At 66.2% G+C, this 23,000-nt stretch carries 19 protein-coding genes; 7 read left to right on the top strand and 12 right to left on the bottom strand.

Translation table 11 applies throughout. The annotated features are described in order from the left end of the window. From pth to ychF, 3 genes are all read left to right on the top strand, one after another. Positions 1-597: an aminoacyl-tRNA hydrolase gene (pth, locus tag ACM1PE_RS23670; RefSeq protein ID WP_419341137.1), complete on the top strand. Its 597-nt coding sequence runs from the start codon at positions 1-3 to the stop codon at positions 595-597. Beyond that, positions 597-1,382 (top strand): type II CAAX prenyl endopeptidase Rce1 family protein, encoded by a 786-nt coding sequence (locus tag ACM1PE_RS23665; RefSeq protein ID WP_419341135.1) that lies wholly within the window; start codon positions 597-599, stop codon positions 1,380-1,382. The genes pth and ACM1PE_RS23665 overlap by 1 nt, the downstream gene beginning before the upstream one ends. 97 nt (positions 1,383-1,479) lie before the next feature. Beyond that, complete coding sequence (gene ychF, locus ACM1PE_RS23660; protein ID WP_054451948.1) at positions 1,480-2,571, top strand: redox-regulated ATPase YchF; 1,092 nt, start codon at positions 1,480-1,482, stop codon at positions 2,569-2,571. 226 nt (positions 2,572-2,797) lie between these two features. Here the strand turns inward: ychF and ACM1PE_RS23655 are convergent, their stop codons facing one another. From ACM1PE_RS23655 to ACM1PE_RS23640, 4 genes are all read right to left on the bottom strand, one after another. After that, the gene (locus ACM1PE_RS23655; RefSeq protein ID WP_419341133.1) at positions 2,798-3,181 is read right to left on the bottom strand and encodes a ligand-binding protein SH3; all 384 of its coding nucleotides are present in this window, start codon (positions 3,179-3,181) and stop codon (positions 2,798-2,800) included. Positions 3,182-3,215: 34 nt separating this feature from the next. Further along, complete coding sequence (locus ACM1PE_RS23650) at positions 3,216-3,971, bottom strand: sulfite exporter TauE/SafE family protein (protein ID WP_419341132.1); 756 nt, start codon at positions 3,969-3,971, stop codon at positions 3,216-3,218. A gap of 117 nt (positions 3,972-4,088) precedes the next feature. After that, entirely contained in the window at positions 4,089-4,532 is a 444-nt protein-coding gene (locus ACM1PE_RS23645; RefSeq protein WP_059371354.1) for a MarR family winged helix-turn-helix transcriptional regulator, read from the bottom strand. Positions 4,533-4,535: 3 nt separating this feature from the next. After that, entirely contained in the window at positions 4,536-6,134 is a 1,599-nt protein-coding gene (locus ACM1PE_RS23640; protein ID WP_419341131.1) for an MDR family MFS transporter, read from the bottom strand. A 393-nt stretch (positions 6,135-6,527) separates the two neighbouring features. Between ACM1PE_RS23640 and ACM1PE_RS23635 the strand changes: the two genes are divergently transcribed. Both ACM1PE_RS23635 and ACM1PE_RS23630 read left to right on the top strand, forming a co-directional pair. Then, positions 6,528-9,041, top strand: coding sequence for an AsmA family protein (locus ACM1PE_RS23635; RefSeq protein WP_419341130.1), 2,514 nt, complete (start codon positions 6,528-6,530; stop codon positions 9,039-9,041). Beyond that, the gene (locus ACM1PE_RS23630; RefSeq protein WP_059371357.1) at positions 9,038-9,424 is read left to right on the top strand and encodes an MOSC N-terminal beta barrel domain-containing protein; all 387 of its coding nucleotides are present in this window, start codon (positions 9,038-9,040) and stop codon (positions 9,422-9,424) included. The genes ACM1PE_RS23635 and ACM1PE_RS23630 overlap by 4 nt, the downstream gene beginning before the upstream one ends. 22 nt (positions 9,425-9,446) lie before the next feature. Here ACM1PE_RS23630 and ACM1PE_RS23625 read toward each other — a convergent pair whose 3' ends face one another. The 4 genes from ACM1PE_RS23625 to rsmD form a co-directional block, all read right to left on the bottom strand. Further along, positions 9,447-10,670, bottom strand: a complete 1,224-nt coding sequence (locus tag ACM1PE_RS23625; protein ID WP_059371358.1) for a benzoate/H(+) symporter BenE family transporter — start codon at positions 10,668-10,670, stop codon at positions 9,447-9,449. Further along, complete coding sequence (locus ACM1PE_RS23620; RefSeq protein WP_042795127.1) at positions 10,667-10,918, bottom strand: YfhL family 4Fe-4S dicluster ferredoxin; 252 nt, start codon at positions 10,916-10,918, stop codon at positions 10,667-10,669. Before ACM1PE_RS23620 ends, ACM1PE_RS23625 begins: the two co-directional genes overlap by 4 nt. A gap of 128 nt (positions 10,919-11,046) precedes the next feature. After that, positions 11,047-11,550 (bottom strand): pantetheine-phosphate adenylyltransferase, encoded by a 504-nt coding sequence (gene coaD, locus ACM1PE_RS23615; protein ID WP_013396175.1) that lies wholly within the window; start codon positions 11,548-11,550, stop codon positions 11,047-11,049. A gap of 58 nt (positions 11,551-11,608) precedes the next feature. Continuing rightward, complete coding sequence (rsmD, locus tag ACM1PE_RS23610; protein ID WP_059371359.1) at positions 11,609-12,175, bottom strand: 16S rRNA (guanine(966)-N(2))-methyltransferase RsmD; 567 nt, start codon at positions 12,173-12,175, stop codon at positions 11,609-11,611. Positions 12,176-12,602: 427 nt separating this feature from the next. On the opposite strand from rsmD, the gene ftsY reads away from it, so the two are divergent. Beyond that, positions 12,603-13,550 (top strand): signal recognition particle-docking protein FtsY, encoded by a 948-nt coding sequence (gene ftsY / locus ACM1PE_RS23605; protein ID WP_410469170.1) that lies wholly within the window; start codon positions 12,603-12,605, stop codon positions 13,548-13,550. Between the two features lie 78 nt (positions 13,551-13,628). Here the strand turns inward: ftsY and ACM1PE_RS23600 are convergent, their stop codons facing one another. After that, positions 13,629-15,287 (bottom strand): CYTH and CHAD domain-containing protein, encoded by a 1,659-nt coding sequence (locus tag ACM1PE_RS23600; protein ID WP_059371360.1) that lies wholly within the window; start codon positions 15,285-15,287, stop codon positions 13,629-13,631. 342 nt (positions 15,288-15,629) lie between these two features. On the opposite strand from ACM1PE_RS23600, the gene ACM1PE_RS23595 reads away from it, so the two are divergent. After that, complete coding sequence (locus tag ACM1PE_RS23595) at positions 15,630-20,456, top strand: autotransporter domain-containing protein (protein WP_419341129.1); 4,827 nt, start codon at positions 15,630-15,632, stop codon at positions 20,454-20,456. A 71-nt stretch (positions 20,457-20,527) separates the two neighbouring features. Here the strand turns inward: ACM1PE_RS23595 and phnE (ACM1PE_RS23590) are convergent, their stop codons facing one another. Genes phnE (ACM1PE_RS23590) through phnC form a run of 3 tightly spaced genes read right to left on the bottom strand, consistent with a single transcriptional unit; the run spans position 20,528 to position 23,000 of the window. Beyond that, complete coding sequence (phnE, locus tag ACM1PE_RS23590) at positions 20,528-21,352, bottom strand: phosphonate ABC transporter, permease protein PhnE (protein WP_251879234.1); 825 nt, start codon at positions 21,350-21,352, stop codon at positions 20,528-20,530. Then, on the bottom strand, positions 21,349-22,233 hold the full coding sequence (gene phnE / locus ACM1PE_RS23585; protein WP_118931355.1) for a phosphonate ABC transporter, permease protein PhnE: 885 nt from the start codon (positions 22,231-22,233) through the stop codon (positions 21,349-21,351). Before phnE (ACM1PE_RS23585) ends, phnE (ACM1PE_RS23590) begins: the two co-directional genes overlap by 4 nt. Next, positions 22,230-23,000 (bottom strand): phosphonate ABC transporter ATP-binding protein, encoded by a 771-nt coding sequence (phnC, locus tag ACM1PE_RS23580; RefSeq protein WP_054451933.1) that lies wholly within the window; start codon positions 22,998-23,000, stop codon positions 22,230-22,232. Before phnC ends, phnE (ACM1PE_RS23585) begins: the two co-directional genes overlap by 4 nt.

Below are 23,000 nucleotides of genomic sequence, written 5' to 3'. Positions count from 1 at the left end.
ATGTCTACTCCTATACGCCTCATCGTCGGCCTGGGTAATCCCGGCCCCGACTACGAAACGACCCGGCATAACGCCGGCTTCTGGCTGGCCGACCATCTGGCGGACGACTTGCGCGCTTCTTTTGCGCTGGAGAAGTCCTTTTTCGGCATGGTGGCCAAGTCCCGCCTGGGCGCCGACAACGTGCTGCTGTTAAAGCCCAATACCTACATGAATCGTTCCGGCCAGGCGGTCGGCGCGTTGGGCCGCTTCTATAAGCTGACGCCGGAGCAGGTGCTGGTGCTGCACGACGAACTGGACTTGATGCCGGGGCAGGTGAAATTGAAACAGGGCGGCGGCCACGCTGGCCACAATGGCTTGAAGGACATCCAGGCGGCCTTGGGCAGCCCCAACTTCTGGCGCCTGCGCATCGGCATCGGCCATCCCCGCACGCTGGGCCTGGCCCAGCAGGTGGCGGACTTCGTGCTGCATCCGCCGCGCCGCGAGGAACAGAAAGAGATCGAAGCGGTCATCGACCGGTGCCGCGCCGTGGTGCCAGCCATGCTGGCTGGCGATTTCCCGCTGGCGACACGCCAACTCCATAGCGGCAACGAGGCCTGATGACGGACCAGCGGCAATCGGCTTCAGTGTCTGGCGGAAAGCTGCGCTTTCGCAGCGAAGTCGCGGATTTCTGGCGCTTCATCCGCCATCCGCATCCGGCTTCGCGCCTGCCGGGGCGTGCTGCCGCGAGCGGCCTCGTGGCCGACTGGTGGCCGGGCATGGGGCCGGGCCGACTGCTGGCCTGGGCCGCGCTGCTGTGGGCCGTGAACCTGTTTGCATTGGGGCCTGTAGCCGTGGCTGCGGCCGGGCTGGGCGGCGTCACGCACCGGCTCGATCCCGCCAACATCCCCTGGCTGACCGCGGTGATCTGGGCGCCGTTGGTCGAAGAAATGTTGTTCCGCTATGGTCTGCGCCGCCCCAAGCAGACACTGTGGCTGATTCCGGCGATGGTGCCCGTGGTGCTATGGGGCCCCAAGGTCTGGACCGCTCTGCTGCTGGCCGCATTTGTCATCCTTGCATGCTGGGGCGCGCGTCAGCGCGCCGAACCGCTGCAAGGCTGGGATACGACCTGGCGGCGCTACTACTTGAAGCACTACGGCCTGGTGTTCCACCTGGTCGCGCTGACCTTCGCGGCGGTGCACCTGACCAACTTCGTCTACAGCAAGACGCCTTACTGGCTGCTGCCCCTGTTGGTGCTGCCGCAATGGCTCACGGGCCTCGTGCTGGGCTGGATGCGCGTGCGCCGCGGCATCGGCGCAGCCATATTGCTGCATTCCGCTTTCAATGCCGGCCCCATTTTGATGATCTGGATCATCATGCGCTGGGGTCCCGCCGCCGCAGCCTAACCGGGGCCGCAACGGCGGCGCGGCCGGCGGGGCTTGAGCGCCCAGCCGGGGTAAACTAGAACGTTAACGATCAATACCGTACTTACACAGGATTCCCATGGCTCTGCAATGCGGCATCGTCGGCCTGCCCAACGTAGGCAAATCGACCCTCTTCAACGCTCTGACCCGCGCCGGCATCGCCGCCGAGAACTATCCGTTCTGCACCATCGAACCCAACGTCGGTGTGGTCGAAGTGCCGGATCAGCGTCTGCAGAAGCTGGCTGAAATCGTCAAACCCGAACGCATCCTGTCCGCCACCGTCGAATTCGTCGACATCGCTGGCCTGGTGGCCGGCGCGAGCAAGGGCGAAGGCCTGGGCAACCAGTTCCTCTCGCACATCCGCGAAACCGACGCCATCGTCAACGTGGTGCGCTGCTTCGAAGATCCCAACGTGATCCACGTGGCCGGCAAGGTCGATCCCATCGCCGACATCGAAGTCATCGAAACTGAACTGGCCCTGGCCGACCTGCAGACCGCCGAAAAGGCGCTGCAACGCCACCAGAAGACGGCGCGCTCGGGCGACAAGGAATCGCAGCGCATCGTGGCCGTGCTGGAAAAGTGCGTGGCCCAGCTGAACGAAGCCAAGCCGATCCGCGCGCTGGACCTGTCCACCGAGGAAAAGGCCGACATCGCCCAGCTCTGCTTCATCACCGCCAAGCGCGCGATGTACGTGGGCAACGTGGCCGACGACGGCTTCACCAACAATCCGCTGCTCGACCGCCTGACCGAATTCGCCGCCGCGCGTAATGCGCCGGTGGTCGCCATCTGCGCCGCCATCGAATCCGAAATCGTCGACCTCGATGACGCCGACCGCCAGGCCTTCCTGTCGGATATGGGCATGGAAGAGCCCGGCCTGAACCGCCTGATCCGCGCCGCCTTCAAGCTGCTGGGCCTGCAGACCTACTTCACCGCCGGCGTGAAGGAAGTGCGCGCCTGGACCGTGCCGATCGGCGCCACCGCGCCCCAGGCCGCCGGCGTCATCCACACCGACTTCGAACGCGGCTTCATCCGCGCCCAGACCATTTCCTACGACGACTACATCACTTACAAGGGTGAGCAGGGCGCCAAGGAAGCGGGCAAGATGCGCGCGGAGGGCAAGGAATACATCGTGCAGGATGGGGACGTGATGAACTTCTTGTTCAACGTCTAAGAGAAACCGCACATTCCGAGAAGCGCCCCAAAGATTGGACCCTGGTCCGATCTTTGGGGTGTTTTTCATGGTGAGGCGTCAAGAGCAATGCGCGCCGCTTCAGGAAGGGCTTTGCGAGAACGGCATGAGGGACGAGAAATGATCGGTCGCGGCGAATAGGCTGGCTATTCGCCGCAAATCATGCGGTGAATAGCGGGATGACTGGCAGCGACCGGGTTGGACCGCATCAGCAGATGGTGTGATCGCACAGACGCAGGTTTTCAAGCGGCACCCAGCCCGCCTCTTCACCAATAAGCCTGACCACCCACACCCATCCATTCAATTCGCGTTCTCCGCGCAGTATTTCGCCTTGCGCGACATCCAGTTCCTTGTTGGTGAAATCCTCCAGCATCGTGGCGCTGCCGTCGGCGTGGCGATCCAGGAATTGCGCCGGCACGAAGCCGGCTTGCTGGTCCGCTGGCGTGCACAGATACCAGTCGGGCCAGCCCTCGGGGCCATCGTACCGTTCGCCGACGGCGACGCGATCGCCCTTGCGCACCAGCATGGGGTTGGGGAACTCGCTGGCGTGGGCCTGGACGACGAGGTAGCGGCGGTCGGGCTTCATGGGCATTGTTGGGTCCGTATTGCTGCGGGTACGGACGGAACTATGCCATGCGCTCCAGCAGCCGCGGCACCGCCGAGGCCAGCAACGCGACTCCGGAAGCCGTCAGCAGGCCCAGCACGATCTGCCGGAAGCGCGCCTCGCTGACGCCTATGTAAAGCTCGGCGCCCAGCAGCACCGGCACCAGCATGGCGGCGGCGACGATGGCGAACATGGGCAACATGGAGCGCGTGACGATGCCGCTGGCCAAGTACGTGCCCATGGTCACCAGCAGCATGGACAGGTTGAAGTTCTGGATGATGGCGCGTTGCGCGTCTTTGTCGAATCCGCGCAGGGTGCACCACAAGGTGGGTAGCGTGCCCGTGAAGCCGCCGATGCCGCCCAGCACGCCGCCAGCCATGCCGACGGCCGCGTCGGCGGCGCGCCCGCCTGCGGTGATCTTCGGGAGATTCTTGGCCAACAACATGGCGGGGCACCAGATCACGAGCAGGATGCCGAGTATGGTCTTGAACCAATCCATGTCCAGGCGCGGCAGCAGCGCCACACCCAGCGGAATGCCGAACAGACCGCCGATCACGAAGGGAAGCAATCGTCGCAGATCGAAGCCGCGGCGCACGGTGATGGCGGCGAGGATCTGTCCGACCAGGGCGCCGAATACCGCGAGCGTCGCAGCCAGGCGCGGGTCCAGCACCCAGGCCCAGAACGACATCGCCACCAGGCCGAAGGCAAAGCCTGACAGACCTTGCACGAAGCCCGCGATGACCGCGCCCAGGGTGACCACCAAATACACGGAATCCATTGCCGCCTCTTTGTTTTTATGTCGGGAAACGGCTTGTATTCTGGATGATCCTGATGGCTCGCGAATCGCGTTTTGCTATGGGCCGATACCGCGCTTCTTATGGCGGCGCAGTGGGTTCTAGTTCGGCGTCTTATCCGCCGCCCGCAGGAAGTTCGCCTCCAGCACGCTCAGCACGCGATTCAACGTATCGATATCCGCGGCCGACAACCCCTTGAGCGATTCTTCGAAGAAGGCCGCCCGCTTGGGCAAGGCTTCGTCCACCACGGCCTGGCCGGCCGGCGTGAGGCTGGCGTTGGTCAGACGGTTGTCCTGCGGATCCACTGCGCGCGCGATCCAGCCCAGCTTCTGCATGGCCTGCAGCTGCCGTGTGAGCGATGCCGGATCGAGCCGGCAGCGTTCGGCCAGATGCTTCTGCGAACATTGGCCGCACTCATGCAGCGCCAGCAGGATGCGCCAGCGGGGCAGGGCGTGGCCAACCGTGCTGCTGAACGCGCTCTGCATGCCGCGGTAGGCCTGTCCCATGTGCTGGATGACCTGCAAGCCTTGTTGTTGTTTGGGCAAAAGCTATTCTCCGACGCCGGCCGGCTCTGGTTTGGAGGGGCGGATCAACTGGACCGGCGGCACGCGCCGCACGCACCAGAGCGCGAACACCGCAACCGCCAGGGCAATGAGCTGCCCTTCGTGGATGGCGCCGACGAGCGCGACGCGCGCGATCTCGATCAGCGAGGTTCCGTCCTGGCCTTGATGCGCCAATTGTGCCAGGAACTGCGTCTGGGCCGCGGGATTGACCAGCATCTGGGGATCGTTCAGCTCGGGCAGCCAGCGCGCGGAAGCGCCGCGCAGCGTGGATTCGACGCCGCTGAAATAGCTGTGGCTGACCATGGTGCCGACGATCGCCGTGCCCAGCATGCCGCCTATCATGCGCAGGGACTGCAGCAGCGCGGTGGCGATGCCCAGGTGGCTGCGGCCGGCGGTCTGCTGCGCGAAGACCGTCAGGTTGGGCATGATGAAGCCCATGCCCAGCCCGGCCATCAGCATGTATGCGGCGATGAGCGCATGTGACGTATAGCTATGGGTGGTAACAATGCCCAGACACGAGAGCGCCATCAGGATGAAACCCGCGTACAGCATGCGGTTGGGATTGCGGATGCGGGTGATGATGCGGCCGTTGACGATGCTGCCCACGGTGATGAAAACCACCATCGGCGTGATCAGCAGTCCGGCGTCCTGGGGCGACAGCCCGAAGCCGCCCTGTAGCAGCAGCGGCGCGTAGAACAGCAGCGAGTACATGGTCACGCCCACCAGCAGGGCCAGCGTGAAGAGCATGGCCAAGCCGCGATTGCGGAACATATCCAGGGGCAGTAGCGGGTGCGGGCAGCGCCGTTCCCACCAGAACAGCAGGGCGAAGGCCGCCGCGCTGCCCACACCCAGCAGCATGATGGATGCGCTCAGTCCTTCCTTGGGCAGCAGCTCGACCAGTAGCTGCAGGCCGCCCAGCGCCAGCGCGATGAGCAGCGCGCCCTGCCAGTCCAGCCGCACGCGGCCGGTCGTGTGGTTGCGCAGGTGCGGCAGATGGCGTCCGACGAACCAGAGGCCGAGGATGCCGATGGGCAGGTTGACGTAGAACACCGAGCGCCAGCCGTAGTGCTCGGTCAGCGCGCCGCCCAGGGTCGGGCCGATGGCATTGGCGATGCCGAAGGCGGAACTGAGCATGACCTGCCAGCGCAACCGCACGTGGGGATCGGGAAACAGGTCGGGGATGGATGCGAACGCCGTGCCTACCAGCATGCCGCCGCCTATGCCTTGCAGCGCCCGCGCCAGGACCAGCGTGAACATGCTGTCGGCCGCGCCGCATAGCGCCGAGGCCAGGGTGAACAGCACGATGGCCGCCACCACGAATGGTTTGCGCCCGTAGTAGTCGCCCAGGCGGCCGAAGATGGGCACGGTGATGACGGAGGTAAGCAGGTAAGACGTCGCTACCCATGCATACAGTTCGAAGCCCTTGAGTTCGGCCACAATGGTCGGAAGCGCGGTGCCGACCACGGTCTGATCGATGGCGACCATCATCATGACGAAGCACATGCCCAGCATGGCAAGCAAGGTTTGGCGGAAAGGAAGCACCTGGCCGGGCGAGTGAGGGGTGCCTGTAGCGGGGGCGGACATTGTTGGATCTATCAATGATTGATGTATCAATCATTCTAGCCCTACAATCCGCGAGACAGAAAGTTGTCAGGTCCGAGGCCGGATTTCGACGCGCGGCATTGATGCCGATAGTGTTGATTTTGTGTTGCCTCGCCCGGCCATCTGCGCGAAGCCGGCCCGATTTGTTACGATAGCGCTATCTGTACGCTGGCTCGGCTGGCGTCTTCATCAAGCCTTCCTTGGCAGATCCCATTTTTGGCGCCGCAGCCCCAGGCTCGGCAAGAGAGCGGGCACGCCCTGAAAGGCCGTGGCTACATGGGCCTGGCGGTTTTTCCGCAGCTAAAGCACCTTCCGCGCGCCTCGCGCCGCGGACGGCATTCAAGGATTTCCAGTCGAGGTACCGACGGGGCAGCAATGAAAACGTGGTTCAAGCGCATTTTGATAGGCCTGGTAGTGTTGGTTGTCGTGGCCGTCGTTGGCCTGGCCATCTTCTTGCTGACATTCGACCCCAACGCGTACAAGTACAAGCTGGAAGAGCTTGTCCAGCAACGCTACCAACGCACGCTGACGATCGACGGCGAGATCGAGCTGTCGCTCTTCCCGCGCATCGGGCTGTCGGTGCAGGGCGTGTCGCTGTCCGAGCCGAACAGCTCGGAGACATTCGCCTCCATCGATAGCACCAGGCTGGCGGTCGCCGTGTGGCCACTGCTGTCCAACAGCTTTGTCGTCGACCATGTGGCCATCACCGGTTTCAAGGCCCGTGTGGTGCGGGACAAGCAGGGTCATTTCAATTTCAGCAATCTCGTGGGCGGCACCGCTCCGATCACGGCGGCGCCGGCCAATCCGGCTGAAGCCTTGGCGGGCGCGGCGCAGAGCGCGGTGCAGGCCATCGCCAACGGCAACCTACCGCAGCCGCGCAACAACATGCAGATCGACATCGCCGGGCTTGACCTGAAGGACGGCCAGGTGCAGTTGCAGGACGAGATCTCGGGCATGGCGGTGGCGGTCACCAAGATCAACGCCAACACCGGCCGCGTCACCTTCAATCAGCCGTTCGATGTGCGCATGACCGCGCGCGTCGAAGGGGGCGATCCGCGCGTGGACGCCAATCTGACCGGTCAGGCCCTGCTGACGCTGGACCCGTCCGCCAAGCGCTACGCCGCGCAGAAGCTGGACCTGCGCATGGACGGCAAGCTGCCGGGCGCCGAGGCCAAGAGCCTGGCCATGCGCGGCAACCTGGCCTTCAACGGCCAGAAGTCGGCACTGGATATTGCCGGTCTGGAAATCGTCTTCCAGGGCGACGTCACGGATCCCGCCGCGCGCGCGACCAATGTGGATGCCAGCGTGGCCATCCCCAAGTTGGCGATCGACCCGCACAAGAGCCAGCTGCAGATCGAAAAGCTCGCCATCCGCGCCAAGGGCGGCATGGCCGACGGTCCCTTCGAATTCGCCGTGGACGCGCCCGCGCTCAACATCTCTCCGGCTTCGGCCACGGGAGAGGCGCTGACCGGCCGTGTGCGCATCAGCGGCCTGGACGCGAGCTTCGGCCTGAACGGCATCAGCGGCAATGCCGGCGAACTGGAAATCAAGGAAGCCAAGCTGGACAGCACGTCCAAGAACGGGGAACGGATCGTCAAGCTGAACTTCGCTTCGCCGCTGTCCTTGAACCTGCTGCAGCGCAGCGGCGGCTTGTCCGGCCTGCGCGGCGACGTCAACATTACCGATCCGGGACTGCCCAAGGGCAGCCTGCAGATTCCCGTGATCGGCAGCGCGACCGTGGATCTGCTGAAGGATCAGGCCACCAGCAAAATCAACGCCGTGCTGGAAGGCGGCAAGTTCGATCTGAGCGCGGACATCACCAAGCTGAGCGATGCGCCGAAGGTGAATTTTGCGCTGGTGGTGGACACGCTCGATCTGGACAAGCTGGTGCCTCCCGCGGCGGCAACGCCTGCGCAGCCGGCGCCCAAGCAGCCTGCGGAAGCCAAGAAGGAAGACGGCAAGCCGGCTCAGCCGGCTCCTGCGCCCGCCAAGCCTGCCGACGATACGATCGACCTGTCGGCGCTGATCGGCCCCAGCGTCAACGGCACGATCAAGGTCGGCAAGCTGGTCGTGCGCGGCCTGAAGGCCGATGACGTCGGCGCCGCGGTCAAGCTGGACAAGGGCAAGCTGGATATCTCCAGCCTGACTGCCGGCCTGTACGGCGGCAAGCTGGCGGGCACGCTGTCGGTGGATGCCGCGCAGGGTAACCAGCTGGCCACCAAGATGTCGCTGGCCGGCATTGCCATCGAACCGTTCCTGATGGACCTGGCGCGCCAGAACGTGTTGAGCGGCACGGGCAGCCTGGCGCTGGATTTGAAGACGGCGGGCGCCAACGCCTATGCCATGAAGAGCGGTCTGGGCGGCACGATGCAATTGCGCCTGCGCGATGGCGCGGTCAAGGGCATCAACCTGACGCAGACGCTGCGCGAACTGAAGGCCGCCTTCAAGCCTGAGTCGCAGAACGAAACCGTCGCCTCCGACACCAGCAAGCAGACGGAATTCTCCGAGATGGACGCCGATTTGGCCTTCGCCAAGGGCGTGGCCGCGGTCAAGCGCCTGAACGTGGTGTCACCGCTGTTGCGCGTGACGCAGGGCGACCCGGCCACCATAGACTTCGTCAAGAGCGAACTGGACCTGGTGGCGCGCGCCCGCGTCGTCAATCCGGCTGCCGATCCGGAAGGCAAGGAGCTGATAGACCTGAAGGACGTCACCATCCCCGTGCACGTCAAGGGGCCGTTCGACAAGCCGACCTACACTGTGCTCTGGAAGGACGCCATAGGCGGCATACTCCAGCGCAGCCTGGAAAACAAGCTGCGCGAAGCGGTGATGGGCAAGGGCAAGGGCGGCGCGGCCGTCGACAAGGCTTTGAAGGGATTGCTGGGCAAATGAACGCCGAGAACTTCCAACCCGTGGCCGAGTGCGGCGTGACCGCGCAGGCCGAGGCCGCGGGCTATCACCGGCAATGGCTGGTCGCCAACGATTCCGGGCAGTGGCTGAACCGCGCCCTGTGTCCGCGGCTGGCCGAGGTCTCGGTCGAGTTGCGATTGGGCTATCTGGTGCTGAAGGCGCCTGGCATGCTGCGCATGGACATTCCGCTGGACGTCATCGAAGACGACGACAGCGTGCGCTACAGCATGAAGGTGGGCGAGCAGGTAGTCGATGTGATCGACGAAGGGGAGCTGGCCGCGGCCTGGATTTCCAACTTCGTGCAGGTGCCTTGCCGCATCATGAAGGTACACCCCGACACGCCCGTGGCCGCTTGGCCGGCCTGAAGGGGCCGGGCGCAAGGGCCGCTCAGGCCTTTGCGCCAGAGCGTTTGAATTCGAACGCCGCGTGGGCCAGCAGGCCTGCCAGCAGGCCCCAGAAGGCCGATCCGATACCCCAGAAACTGAAGCCCGATGCCGTGGCCAGCAGCGTGATGAGCGCGGCTTCGCGGCGTTGCGGGTTGGCCATGGCTGCAGCCATGCCGCCCATGATGGTGCCCAGCAGCGCCAGCCCGGCCAGCGCGGCCAGCAAGGCGGCGGGCAAGGCCTGGAAGAACACGGCCACGGCGCCGGCCACGACGCTCAGCACGACATAGCCCAGGCCATAGGTGGCGGCGGCGATGTAGCGCTTGGACGGGTCCGCATGCGCTTCGGGGCCGGTGCAGATTGCCGCGCTGATGGCGCCCATCGTGACGCTGTGCGCGCCGAAGGGCGCAGCCAGCAGGCCCAGCAGGCCGGTGGCCGCCACCAGGCGCGAGGCGGGCGGCTGGTAGCCGGCCGCTTGCAGGATGGCCAGGCCAGGAAGGTTTTGCGAGGCCATCGCGACCACGAAAAGCGGAATGCCCAGGCTGACCGCGGCCTGCGCGCTGAAGGCGGGCGTGGTCCAGACAAATTCGGTCAGGCGCCAGTCCAGCAGGTCCAGCTGGATCAGGTTCAGGCCGAAGGCGATGGCGATGGCCACCAGCATGACCACCAGCACCGCGTAGCGCGGCGCCCAGCGCCGGCACAGCAGATAGGCGGCGCACATCGCCAGCACCAGCGCCGGCTGCTGCTTGATGTTGCTGAAGACGCCCATGCCGAAATTGAGCAGCACGCCCGCCAGCATGGCCGCGGCGATTTCGCCGGGGATGCGGCGCAGGATGGGGTCGATCCAGCCGAACAGGCCGCAGGCCAGCGTCAGCGCGGCGGCCAGGATGAAGGCGCCGATGGCCTCATTGAACGGAACCCCGGCCAGCGCGGTGACCAGCAGGGCCGCGCCGGGAGTAGACCAGGCCATGACGATGGGCAGGCCCGTGCGCAGGCTGTACAAGGCGCCGCCCAGGCCGAACGCCAGGCTGAGCGAGCCGATCCAGGAGCCGATGTGCGCGGAATCCAGGCCCGCGGTGTGGCCAGCCTGCACCATCAGCACGGCGGTGCCGCCGAAGCTGACCAGCACGGCGACCAGGCCGGCGGCGATGGCCGATGCGGACAGGTCGCGGCGGGCGTGGTGGGGGGAAGGAGGGAGGTTGATGCTGGACTGCGCGGCGTCGCTCATGCGGCACCGGTCAGCCGACGGTACTTGGCCATGAGCTGTTCCTGGCCTTCATTCCATTGCGGGTGCAGCTCGATGCACTCCACGGGGCACACGACCTTGCATTGAGGCTCGTCGTGATGGCCCACGCATTCGGTGCACCGGTCGGGGTCGATGACGTAATAGTCCTCGCCCATGGAGATTGCTTCGTTCGGGCACTGGGGCTCGCAAACGTCGCAATTGATGCATTCTTCGGTGATGGTCAGGGCCATGGCGGGCTGCGGTATGGGGCGGGTAGGGCTGAGCGCATTGTACCGCCGCCGTCCGCCCCGGGCTGCGCAGCGCAAGAAGGGCGCTTTGCGCGCCCTTCGAGGGTGGAGCAATACCTGCCCGGCGGGGCTCAGCCCGGCCAGGACTGTTCGCGGCGTTCCTTGGCTTTTTCCTGGAGCCAGCGCTCGACCGACGGAAACACGAACTTGCTCACGTCGCCGCCCAGCTGTGCGATTTCGCGCACGATGGTGCCGGAGATGAACTGGTACTGGTCCGAGGGCGTCATGAACAGCGTTTCGACGTCGGGCAGCAGGTGGCGGTTCATGCCGGCCATCTGGAATTCGTACTCGAAGTCGGACACGGCACGCAGGCCGCGCACGATCACGCGTCCGCCCTGGTCGCGCACGAAGTCCTTGAGCAGGCCGCCGAAGCTTTGCACTTCCACGTTGGGATAGTGGCCCAGCACTTCGCGCGCGATTTCCACGCGCTCGTCGATGCTGAAGAAGGGCTTCTTGTTGCGGCTAATCGCGATCCCCACCACGACTTTGTCGAAAAGCGTGGCGGCACGGCGGACCAGGTCCTCGTGGCCTCTGGTCAGCGGGTCGAAAGTGCCGGGATATACAGCGGTGATCATAGGAGCTCCGTACCGTTATAAGTGGTGTACACCATCCTCCGAAGCTCGGATTATTGACCTATTTGCGCAATGCAGCAAATTCCAGCAGGTGGTAGTGGACCGCGCCTGCCTTGTCCTGCCGCAAGATCGTGAATCCTTCGGGGGCTTCGATGGGATTTTCCGCCTCTACGTAGACTAGCCCATGCTCGGTCAGAATGCCCGGCAGAATCGGCCACAGGCGCGGCAGCCAGCCTTGGCCGAAGGGCGGATCCAGCAGGATCAGGTCAAATCGGGACGCATCCATGCGTTCAGCGACCTGCATGGCGTCGCCTACATGGATGCGTATCATGTCGGCTTTGAGCTTGTCGCGCAGTGTCCGCAGCGCGGACGCAGCGGTCTTGTCCCGCTCGACCATCTGCACATGCGCCACGCCGCGCGAGGCCGCCTCGAAGCCCAGGGCGCCGCTGCCGGCGAACAGATCCAGCACCTGCTTGTCGGCAAACTCGCCGCCCCACAGGTGATTGAGCCAGTTGAACAGCGTCTCGCGCACCCGGTCGGGCGTGGGGCGCAGCGTCTCCACGTCGGGCACGGCAATGGGGGTGCGTCTGTATTGGCCCCCGACGATACGAATATACTTGTTACCCATGTTTAGCCGCTTCTTCAAGAAAAAATCCCCTCCGCCCGCCGCGCCGGTCCAACCCGCGCCGCCGCCGGAGGCCGCAGACGCCGTAGCCGCGCCTGCCGAGCCCGCCGCCGTCCCGGTCACTCCCGCGCCGTCGGCGCCCGTGGCCGCCGAACCGCGTCGCGAACCCAGCATCGAACAGGCCGCCGTCGCACCGGCTGCAACGCCGGTTGTTGCGCCAGTTGCTGCGCCGCACGAGGCTCCAGCAGTAACGCCCGCGCCGGTTGCACCCGCAGCGTTTACGCCGCCACCCGCTCAGGCAGCGTCACCGGCACCTGTTTCGGCGCCAGCGCCTGCGCCGGTAGCGGCTCCCGCGCCTGTCGCGGTTTCTGCGCCAGTGGCGGCAACGCCTGCCCCGGCCGCCGCGCCTGCGCCGGTTGCGGCTCCGGCCATGCCCGCCGTCGAGCCCGCCGCTGAAGCCCCCAAGAAGGCTTCCTGGCTGTCCCGCCTGAAGCAAGGCCTGTCGCGTACGGGCCAGAGCATCGGCGGCATCTTCATCGGCGTGAAGGTCGACGAGAACCTGTTCGAGGAACTCGAATCGGCGCTCATTATGGCCGATGCGGGCCTTGAGGCTACCGAAAAGCTCCTGACCGCGCTGCGCGCGCGAGTCAAGAAGGAACGCATCGAAGACCCCGCCAAGGTCAAGGCGGCGCTGCGCCAGTTGCTGGCCGACCACCTGCGTCCGCTGGAGCGCGCCTTCGATCTGAAGCGCACGCAACCCCTGGTCGTCATGATCGCCGGCGTCAACGGCGCCGGCAAGACCACTTCGATCGGCAAGCTGGCCCACACCTTCCAGCGCCAGGGGGCCAGCGTGCTGCTGGCCGCGGGCGACACCTTCCGCGCCGCGGCGCGCGAGCAGCTCATCGAATGGGGTAGCCGCAACAACGTGACGGTGATCTCGCAGGACGGCGGCGATCCGGCGGCTGTCGCTTTCGATGCCGTCAATGCCGGCCGCGCGCGCGGCATGGGCGTGGTGATGGTGGATACCGCAGGCCGCCTGCCCACGCAGCTGCACCTGATGGAAGAGCTGAAGAAGATCCGCCGCGTCATCGGCAAGGCGGATGCCGCCGCGCCGCACGAGGTGCTGCTGGTGGTGGACGGCAATACCGGCCAGAACGCCTTGGCGCAGATCCGCGCCTTCGATGCCGCCATCAATCTGACCGGCCTGGTCGTGACCAAGCTGGACGGCACCGCCAAGGGCGGCACGTTGGCCGCCGTGGCCGCGGGTAGCCAGGGCGTGCGCCCGATCCCGGTGTACTGGATCGGCGTGGGCGAAAGCCTGGAAGACCTGCAGCCCTTCGTGGCCGACGAATTTGCCGGGGCTTTGCTGGCGGATTGAGGCCCGGGGACCCGGCGCGCATGCGCCGGAAACAACAAAGGGACGGCGCATGCCGTCCCTTTTGCATTCAAGCCCGCATCACTTCCAGAACGGTTTGCTGGCGGCCAGGTCGTCGAACGCTTTCTGCGCGTCGTCGGCCAGTTCTTCCAGGCGCGCGCTGATCCAGCCCAGGGCGAACCAGGCTTGCGGGTGGGTGGCGGTACACGACTCGTAGTAGTCCTTGGCCACCGCCAGGTCGTTGATTTCGCCCAGCACGTCCTGCACGCGCGACAGAAGCTTGCGATAGCCGCGCAGCTTGCCGGCGGGCAGCAGCGATTCGGCGAACGCCAGGCTATAGCGCAAGCGCTTGCCGCGCTTGCGCAGTTCGTGGCGCGATGGGATGTCCAGCGTCGCGAACTGTGTACCCTGGTCGGCCACCTTGCTATGCCAGCGGTGCAGGCGCCGCGCGAGCTGCTTGTGCAGGCGTTGCGGATCGGGCTCGGGCGCCAACATCGGAATGATGGTGGGTCTGACGCTGGGGCCGGCCACGCCGCCCTCCAGCTTGATGGCGGGTTCGGGCGCGGCATCGCTGGGCGTGCCGTTGGCGATGGCCTGGTTGTCCACGGCGGGCAGGGCTGGCGGCACGTCCAGGCTCCATTCCAGCAGGTCCAGCATCCAGGCCTGGAAGGCCTTGCCGCCGGCGATGCTGCGCGCGTCCTGTTCCGGGGGCGCGGCTTCCATGGGGATCACAGGCATGCCCGCCCGCGTCAGCGCGGGCGCCACCGTTTCGTTCAGCACGTCCTGGTCGCGGTTGGCGCCGAAGGCGGCGAAGTGCGTGCGCACGCCTTGCAGCAGAGCGTCGGGAATCGGCGCGATCCAGCCGTCGAACAGCTTCCAGGCTGAACGCAGGCGGCGCACCCCCACGCGCAACTGATGCACGTGTTCGGAGTTGCCGGCGCGGTAGACGCCCTCGGTGTCGACCTCGGCCAGCACGGCGGCGTTGCGCGCGATCTGGTCCAGGCATTCCGCGGCGATGCGCGCCATGGCCTGGGGCGCGGTCATGTCTTCGCGCAGCTTGACCGAAGCGGCGCCGCGCGGCGCCCAGAATTGCGCAATGGCTTGCGCGCGGCGGGCTTCGAGATCATCGCCGGGAATCGCGTCGGCATCGGCCAGGCGCTGCGCCAGCTGGGCCAGCGCGTCGCCGCGTTCGGATTTGCTGCGCGGATCCAGCACCAGGCTGTGGCGCCGCTGCCAGCCGCGAGCCGCCGCGAAGATGGCGGCGGGACGGCCCGACACCAATTCGAATTCCAGCTCGGAGATGGGCAGCTCCAACGCGCCGGCGCGCAGGATGCCGGTGTCGTAGGCCAGCTCCACCGTGCCGTAGCGCGTGCGGACCTTGCGCAGCAGCCGCTGCACGTCGGTTTCATAGCGCAGGCCCAGTTCGCCCTTGACGGCGGCCAGCGCGGCCTCGACCTCGGTGCCGGCATACACCGACAGGTCCAGCACCGGACCCGGCCGTGGGTGGTTGAGTTCGATGCGCGTGATGGCGTTGATGCCAGGCATCTTCAGCGTCTGCACCCAGTCGCGGCCTTCCTGGCGTAGCCGGATGGCGATGCGCGCACGCGCAAGCTCGCGTTCCGGCGTATCGAAATACATGGCGTGCAGGCGGATGCGGGTCGCCTCAAGCTGCTTGATCTCTCGCTGCACCGCCTGGCGCGAAGCCGCGGGCACGTGCAGTTTCAATTCCTGTTCCGACATGGCGGCGGGCGTCCAACGGCAAAAGCCGAGATCTTAATCAAACGGGGAGGGCGATTTGATGACCGGTCATATTTATTTCACATGGAGCATAGACGCGTTTGCGGCGCATCAACAACTGGGGCGAAGGGCGCGCGGATCCTGGGCCGGAGCAGCGGACTGGCGCATTGGCGGCCGCGTGTGCTTGAGCGGATATGCACTCTGAAATTACCCAGTTTCAGTGATATGCATGGTTACGGATCGCTTTTCTAATTGTAATCGGCGGGTTACGCGGCCCGCGCCATCCGATTCCACACGCGTCCGCATGGCGTCAGCCCGAGCGGGCCACGATTACAGAAGAGCGCCATGAACCGTACGTATCGCATTGTCTTCAACCGTAGCGCGGGCTTGTGGCAAGTTGTAAGCGAGCACGTCCGTGGGCAAGGCAAGGGCGGCCGCCATGCAAGCAGATCCGCGCGCAGACGCCTGCCCTTCATGGCGATGCTGCTGGCGGCCCTGGGCGCGGCCGGCCAAGCGCAGGCGGGGCCGATGGTCACCCTTACCGGCGATACTACTTTCGCACCCTACTACTCAGGTCCAAATTTGGTGGCCTTCGCCCCGCTATATGTGGGCATATCCGGTGTAGGAACATTGACCGCCGCCGACGGCGGCCAGGTGACGATAGCGTCGGGCTACACGGTGATTCTGGCCGACTCGGCCTCGGCTCAAGGCACGATCAACATCGGCGCGGCTCCTGGCGCTGCACCCGTGGGCGCTGGCTTCCTGGCGACGTCGCTACTCCAGTTCGGCGCGGGCACGGGTACGCTGAACTTCAACACCAACAGTTTTCACGACTTCGGCGCGGCGCTGGTCAGCAGGGATGCAGGCACGCATCAGCTCAATCACTACGCTGGCTCCACGCGGCTGTCAGGTAATAGTTCAGGCTTCGTCGGCAACACCACGGTCACGGGTGGGAACCTGCAGATTCTCAACATTCTGGGCACCACCGAAGGACGTATCGATGCCGGGCAAGCTCCCGGCGCCACGGCTGGGGTCAGCGTGTTCAGCCCCGGCTCGACCTGGGCTCTGACGGACAACCTTTTTGTCGGCGGCGCCGGACTCGGAGAGCTGAGCATCTCCAGTAACGGCACGGTCTCGAACCAGTTTGCAACGGTGGCTGCTCAGCAGAACGGAGCGGCGAAAGTGACGGTTTCCGATGTCGGTTCGCTCTGGAGCAATCGCGCGGCGCTGCTGGTTGGCACCGAAGGCGGGATGGGCAGCGTTTCGATTCTGACGGGTGGGTATGTGACCAGCGTCGATGGCGTCGTCGGGCGCGAGGAGGACGGCAGCGGCGTCTTCCTGGTGTCGGGACGCGGCTCGGCCTGGACCAATAGCGGCGAGCTCAGGGTGGGCGATGTGTACGGTCGGGGCATTCTGAGTATCGAGGCGGGGGGCTTCGTCTCGAACAAAGACAGCTATGTGGGCAGCATGGGTGGCAACGGCAGCGTCGTTGTCCGTGGCGCCGGCTCCATCTGGGACAACAGCGGCGCGATGATCCTGGGGTTCGGTACGGGATTGGGGGCGGGCACCCTGACGATCGCGCAAGGCGGCGCTGTCAACGTCGGCGCGAACGGTGGGGGGACCGTTTCGCTGGCGCAGGACCGGTTTTTTATCTTTCCCACCACTGGCACGATCAATATCGGCGCGGCGGCTGGGCAGCCGGCCGTAGGCGCCGGCACGCTCAACGCCAGCGCGATCCAGTTCGGCGCCGGCATTGCCACCGTGAACTTCAACCATACCGAGCCCGCGTACACGTTTTCGACGCCGCTGTTGAGCACAGGCGCCGGTACACATAGTCTGAACCAGATCGCCGGTACCACGTTGCTGACGGGCGCGAATGGCTCATTCCGGGGCAGGACCACGGTGTCGGGTGGCAAGCTGGTGGTGCTGGGCCAGTTGGGAGGTTCGGCCGCTGTCACGGGCGGGGTCTTGCAGTACGGCGATGGCGCCACGGGCGCGGCCAACACCCTGAGCGGCAACCTGAATGTCTCAGGCGCCGGCAGCACACTGGCGGTGCATCGGGGCGCCACGCTGGCGGTCACGAGCGACGTGGAAATGGCCGACGGCACCGTGTTGGACTTGATGGCCGGCACGGGCAGCCCGTTGTTGCAGGCAAACAAGGTCACGCTGGGCGATGGCGTAGTGTTCAGGCTGAGCGGCATCGCCGACAAGAGCGGGCTCAACACCGTGTTGATCGAGGCGCCCACTGGCGGTATCGACGGTGATTTCGGCGCCGTCAACGTGGGCGGCTTTACCGGAGAGGTCGACTATCTCACCGTCAACGCGCATAAGTCCGCGGACAACAAGCAGTACCTCGCCACCTACGGCCTGAGCTGGACCGCCAACAACAACCTGGCCCATGGCACTTTCACGCTGGCCGATGCGTCGAACCGGTTCACGCTGGGGGTGCCGCTTTCCGACCAGGCCGCCAATGCCGCCGCCGGTTGGGACGGCAAGAGCTTGACCAAGGCCGGCGCTGGCACGCTGGTGCTGCAAGGCGCCAACACGTACAGCGGCGGCACGGCCATCGTAGGCGGCACGTTGCAGGTCGATCGCGATGCCAACCTGGGCGCTGCCGCCGGAGGGCTGCGTTTCGGCGATGGCACGCTGGCGACCACCGCCAGCTTCGACTCCGCGCGCGCCGTCACGCTGGCGCAGAGCGGACGTTTCGACGTCGCGGCGGACACCACGCTGGGCTTGACCGGCGCGGTGTCGGGCGCGGGGGCCCTGGTCAAGAGCGGCGCGGGCACGATGGTCTTGAGCGGCAATAATAGCCACGGCGGGGGGACGACGATTGCCAGCGGCACGCTGCAGATCGACCGCGACGCCAACCTGGGGGCAACGGCCGGCGGCCTGGCCTTCGGCGACGGCACGCTCGCGGCCACGGCCACCTTCGACATCGCGCGCACGGTCGCCTTGGCGCAGTCGGGGCGATTCGACGTGACCACGGGCGCCACGCTGGGCCTGACCGGCGCGGTCTCGGGCGCAGGCGCGCTGGCCAAGAGCGGCGGCGGTACGCTGGTTCTCAGCGGCAACAACAGCTATGGCGGCGGCACTACGATCGCCGCAGGCACCTTGCAGGTCGCAAGCGATGCGAACCTGGGAGCAGCGTCTGGCGGTGTGGCCTTCAGCGGCGGCACGCTGGCGGCATCGGCGTCATTCGATACCGCGCGCACCATGACGCTGACCCAGGCCGGACGCTTCGAGGTGGCTGGCGGCGCGACGCTGGGGCTGGTCGGCGCAGTCTCGGGCAATGCCGACCTGATCAAGACCGGCGCTGGCACGCTGCGGCTGGACAACGCGGGCAACGCCTATGGCAACACCCAGATCCAGGAGGGCGCGCTGATCGGCAATGCCGGGTCGATCCGGGGCAATGTCGATAACAACGGCACCCTGGTGTTCGACCAAGGCGCGAATGCAACGTTCGGCGGCGCCATCTCCGGCGGCGGCGCGCTGGTCAAGAACGGCGCCGGCACGCTGGGGCTGACCGGCGACAGCTCGGGCTTTACCGGCAGCACCACGGTGCTGGGCGGCCGGCTGGCCTTGAACGGCAAGCTGGGCGGCGCGCTCACCATCGGCCAGGGCGGCGTGCTCGGAGGTCGGGGGACCATAGGCTCGGGCGTCGGCTCGGTGGTGACGGTGGCGGCCGGCGGCACGCTGGCGCCGGGCAATTCCATCGGCACGCTGACTGTCGATGGCAATCTTGTCATCGAGAATGGCGCGCGCTACGCCGTGGAAACCAATCCGCAGGGCGCCGATGCCGATCTCATCCATGTCACCGGCAATGCCACGATCAATGGCGGCTCCGTCGCGCATATCGGCATCGGCGGCGGCTACGGGCTGCGTTCCGTCTACACGATATTGGCGGCTGATGGCACCTTGTCCGGCCGCTTCGACACGGTGACCTCCGACTATGCCTTCCTGACGCCGAAACTTGGCTATGACTACGGCGCCGGCCGCGTCTCGCTGGAATTGACGCGCAACGGCACCGCAATGGCTTCGGCCGCCAACACGCGCAACCAGCACGCCGCAGCGGGCGCCATCGACAGCATCGGCATGGCGGCGGGCAATGGGCTATACGATGCGATCGCCGTGCTGCCGGACGACAAAGACCTGCTGCGCTCCAGCTTCGACCAGCTATCCGGCGAAATCCATGCATCGGCCAAGACCGTGCTGCTGGAGGACAGCCGCTACGTGCGCGACGCCGCCAACGAGCGCCTGCGTTCGGCCGCAGGCGCGGTCGGCGCTTCGGCGGCGCCGGTGCTGGCGTCCGCCGGGGGCGGCGCCCGCCTGGCTCCGGCAACAGCAATGGGACCCGCCAGCTGGATACAGGGCCTGGGTTCCTGGCGCCAGACCGATGGCGACGGCAATGCCGCCCAGGTCAAGAGCTCGACCGGTGGCTTTCTGCTGGGCGCGGATGCGCCAGTGTCCGACGCCTGGCGGCTGGGCCTGATGGCGGGCTACACCCGCACGGATTTCGATGTGCGCGACCGCGCGTCTTCGGGCGACAGCGACAACTACCATCTCGGCGCCTATGGCGGCGGCCAATGGGGCGCGCTGGGCCTGCGCGGCGGGCTGGCCTATAGCTGGCACGACATCGCCACCCGGCGCTCGGTTTCCATGCCGGGTTACTCAGACCGCCTCAAGGCCAATTACGATGGCCGCACGGTCCAGGCTTTTGCCGACCTCAGCTATCGCATCGACACTAGCGTCGCCGCGTTCGAGCCGTTCGCCAACCTGGCTTACGTCAATCTCAAGACCGACGGCTACAACGAGAGCGGCGGCGCAGCGGCGCTGCGCGCAAGCAGCCAGACCACCGAGACCACCTACACGACGCTCGGCTCGCGTGTCATGTCCGGGTTCGAGCTGGGCGGCGCGCAAGCCACGGCCCGGGGATCGCTGGGCTGGCGCTACGCCTTCGGTGATTTGAAGCCCACAGCGACCCAGGCATTCTCCGCTGGCGATGCCTTTACCGTGGCTGGCGTGCCCATCGCCAAGAACAGCGCCGTGCTGGAGGCGGGGCTGGATGTGCAGGTGTCGCGCAAGGTGTCGTTCGATTTGTCATACCAAGGGCAGCTCGCAAGCGGGGCGCAGGACCACGGCGTCAGGGCGGGGGTGAGCGTGCGGTTCTGATTCGTCGGCGCAAAAAAAACCGCCCGGTGTCCGGGCGGAGCAAAGGAACGCTGTAGGGATCCGCGGACGCGTCAGAGAATGCGTTTGCGGACCTGGGTGATGATGATTTCGGCCACCACGACCACGGCGAAGATGGCGGCCAGCACCAGGGCCACGCGGTCCCACTGGAACAGGTTCAGCGCGGTGTCCAGCGCCATGCCGATGCCGCCGGCGCCCACCAGCCCGAGCACGGCCGATTCGCGCACATTGATGTCCCAGCGCAGCAGCACGATGGACCAGAAGGCGGGGCGGATCTGCGGCCAGTAGGCATACCAGATCACCGATGCCTTGCTGGCGCCGGTGGCGGTGACGGCCTCGATCGGGCCGCGCTGCGCTTCCTCGATGGCTTCGCCGACCAGCTTGCCGACGAAGCCGATGGAACGGAACGCAATGGCCAGCGTGCCGGCCAGCGCGCCCGGCCCGAAGATGGCGATGAACAGCAGCGCCCACACCAGCGAGTTGACCGAACGGCTGGACACCAGGATCAACCTGGCCAGCATGTTGACGGTTTTGCTGGGCGTGAGATTGTTGGCCGCGAGCAAGCCCACCGGCACCGCCATCACCACGGACAGGATGGTGCCTAGCGTGGCGATGTGCAGCGTTTCGATCAGCGCGCCGTGCACGCCTTCCGGGTAGTAGGCCCAGTCTATCGGCCACATGCGCCGGAACAGGTCGGCCATCTGCTCGGGCGCGTCGTACAGGAACTCCGGGATGATCTCGACGCCGCGGATCGCCTGCACGATGGCCGCGACCACCAGCAGGTAGAGCGCAAAGCGCAGCAGGCGCTGGCCCATGCTGTAGCGCTGCCAGACACGCGGCGAACCCGCCGGATTGAAGGTGGAAGCGTGGGCGTTCATTCGTCCACCTCCGCACGGCGCTTGACCGGCGTTGCGCTGCCCCCGAGGCCGCGCGCACCCGCGAAGCGGCCTTGCAGGATGCGGTCGAAACCCAGGTTGTCCAGGAACACCGCGCGCACGAAGCCGGCCAGGATTTCGCCCAGCATGATGATGGCGATCAGGGTCAGCAGGATGGCGCTGACGAAGTCATAGTCAAAACGCTGGAACGCCGAGAACAGCGTGCCGCCCACGCCGCCCGCGCCCACGATCCCCACCATGGTGGAGTTGCGCAGGTTGGAGTCGAACTGGTAGGTGGCAAAGCCGATGAAGCGGGCGAACACCTGCGGCAGCACGCCGAAGATGATCACGTTGGCGAACGAGGCGCCGGTGGCGCGCACGGCTTCCACCTGCTTCAACGAAATCTCTTCGATGGCTTCGGTGAACAGCTTGCCGATGAAGCCGACCGAGGCCACCGTCAGCGCCAGAATGCCGGCCAGCGCGCCGAAGCCCACCGCCTTGACGAACAGGATGGCGACGATGACCGGGTGCAGCGCGCGGCACAGGGCCACGATGGCGCGGGCGGGCCAGGATACCCAGGTGGGCATCATGTTGCGCGCGCCCAGCAAGCCGATGGGCAGGGCGATGATGATGCCCAGGACCGAGGCCAGTACCGCGATCTCCAGGCTTTCCGCGATGCCCTTCCACAAGGTGGCGGGCTTTTCGAAGTTGGGCGGAAACATGCGCGCAAGAAAGGTGGACGCGTGGCCCATGCCGGTTTCAAAGCGCGCCCAGCTGAAGTCCAGTTGCGCGCCCGCGTACAGCGTGTAGGCCAGCAGCAACAGCACGCCGGCCTTGGCGCGCCCGGACATGGCGAAGGGGCGGGCGCCCTTGGGTTGGATCATTCCAGCCAAGACTCGCCTCCGTAGATGGTCTTGAGCATGGCGGCGTCCAGCCCCTGGCCGTCGCCGTCATAGACCACGTGGCCGCCGGACATGCCGACGATGCGGGTGGCATAGCGGCGGGCGAGTTCGACGTCGTGGATGTTGACGATGACGGGAATGCCGGTGGCGCTGCCCTGCTCGGACAGCAGTTCCATGATCTCGACGGAGGTCTTGGGATCCAGCGAGGAGGTGGGCTCGTCGGCCAGCAGCAGCTGCGGGCGCTGCATCAGCGCGCGGGCAATGCCCACGCGCTGGCGCTGGCCGCCCGACAACGCATCGGCGCGCTGGTCGGCGAAACCCGCCAGGCCCACGGTGTCCAGCAGCTTGTAGGCGTGCTGGATGTCCTCGGGCTCGAAGCGGCGCATCCATGCCTTGACGGCGGAGGTGTAGCCCAGCCGTCCGGTCAGGAGGTTTTCCATGACCGTCAGGCGTTCGACCAGGTTGTATTCCTGGAACACCATGCCGATGCGGCGGCGCGCGCGGCGCAGCGACGCGCCGCGCACGCGGGCCAGGTCCACGGACCCGTCCTTCGACTGCAGCACGATCTCGCCCTTGGTGGGTTCGATCAGCCGGTTGATGCAACGCAGGAGCGTGCTTTTACCGGTGCCCGAGGGGCCGATGATGGCGGTCAGCCCCTGTCCCGCGATCTGCAGGTCGATGCCGTTGAGTACCGGCCGGCCGGCCCGGTATTCCTTCACCAGGCCGGAAATGCGTAGCGACGTCGTCAT

The sequence above is a fragment of the Achromobacter sp. PD1 genome, assembly GCF_048541815.1.
GTDB lineage: Bacteria > Pseudomonadota > Gammaproteobacteria > Burkholderiales > Burkholderiaceae_B > Achromobacter > Achromobacter bronchisepticus_A.
This window is presented reverse-complemented; position numbering and strand designations above follow the sequence as displayed.

Bases quoted from the DNA above. Each gene is read 5' to 3' on its own strand.
- pth (WP_419341137.1), top strand. From the start codon at position 1: ATGTCTACTCCTATACGCCTCATCGTCGGCCTGGGTAATCCCGGCCCC.
- ACM1PE_RS23665 (WP_419341135.1), top strand. From the start codon at position 597: ATGACGGACCAGCGGCAATCGGCTTCAGTGTCTGGCGGAAAGCTGCGC.
- ychF (WP_054451948.1), top strand. From the start codon at position 1,480: ATGGCTCTGCAATGCGGCATCGTCGGCCTGCCCAACGTAGGCAAATCG.
- ACM1PE_RS23655 (WP_419341133.1), bottom strand. From the start codon at position 3,181: ATGCCCATGAAGCCCGACCGCCGCTACCTCGTCGTCCAGGCCCACGCC.
- ACM1PE_RS23650 (WP_419341132.1), bottom strand. From the start codon at position 3,971: ATGGATTCCGTGTATTTGGTGGTCACCCTGGGCGCGGTCATCGCGGGC.
- ACM1PE_RS23640 (WP_419341131.1), bottom strand. From the start codon at position 6,134: ATGTCCGCCCCCGCTACAGGCACCCCTCACTCGCCCGGCCAGGTGCTT.
- ACM1PE_RS23635 (WP_419341130.1), top strand. From the start codon at position 6,528: ATGAAAACGTGGTTCAAGCGCATTTTGATAGGCCTGGTAGTGTTGGTT.
- ACM1PE_RS23630 (WP_059371357.1), top strand. From the start codon at position 9,038: ATGAACGCCGAGAACTTCCAACCCGTGGCCGAGTGCGGCGTGACCGCG.
- ACM1PE_RS23625 (WP_059371358.1), bottom strand. From the start codon at position 10,670: ATGAGCGACGCCGCGCAGTCCAGCATCAACCTCCCTCCTTCCCCCCAC.
- ACM1PE_RS23620 (WP_042795127.1), bottom strand. From the start codon at position 10,918: ATGGCCCTGACCATCACCGAAGAATGCATCAATTGCGACGTTTGCGAG.
- coaD (WP_013396175.1), bottom strand. From the start codon at position 11,550: ATGATCACCGCTGTATATCCCGGCACTTTCGACCCGCTGACCAGAGGC.
- rsmD (WP_059371359.1), bottom strand. From the start codon at position 12,175: ATGGGTAACAAGTATATTCGTATCGTCGGGGGCCAATACAGACGCACC.
- ftsY (WP_410469170.1), top strand. From the start codon at position 12,603: ATGCCCGCCGTCGAGCCCGCCGCTGAAGCCCCCAAGAAGGCTTCCTGG.
- ACM1PE_RS23600 (WP_059371360.1), bottom strand. From the start codon at position 15,287: ATGTCGGAACAGGAATTGAAACTGCACGTGCCCGCGGCTTCGCGCCAG.
- ACM1PE_RS23595 (WP_419341129.1), top strand. From the start codon at position 15,630: ATGAACCGTACGTATCGCATTGTCTTCAACCGTAGCGCGGGCTTGTGG.
- phnE (WP_251879234.1), bottom strand. From the start codon at position 21,352: ATGAACGCCCACGCTTCCACCTTCAATCCGGCGGGTTCGCCGCGTGTC.
- phnE (WP_118931355.1), bottom strand. From the start codon at position 22,233: ATGATCCAACCCAAGGGCGCCCGCCCCTTCGCCATGTCCGGGCGCGCC.
- phnC (WP_054451933.1), bottom strand. From the start codon at position 23,000: ATGACGACGTCGCTACGCATTTCCGGCCTGGTGAAGGAATACCGGGCC.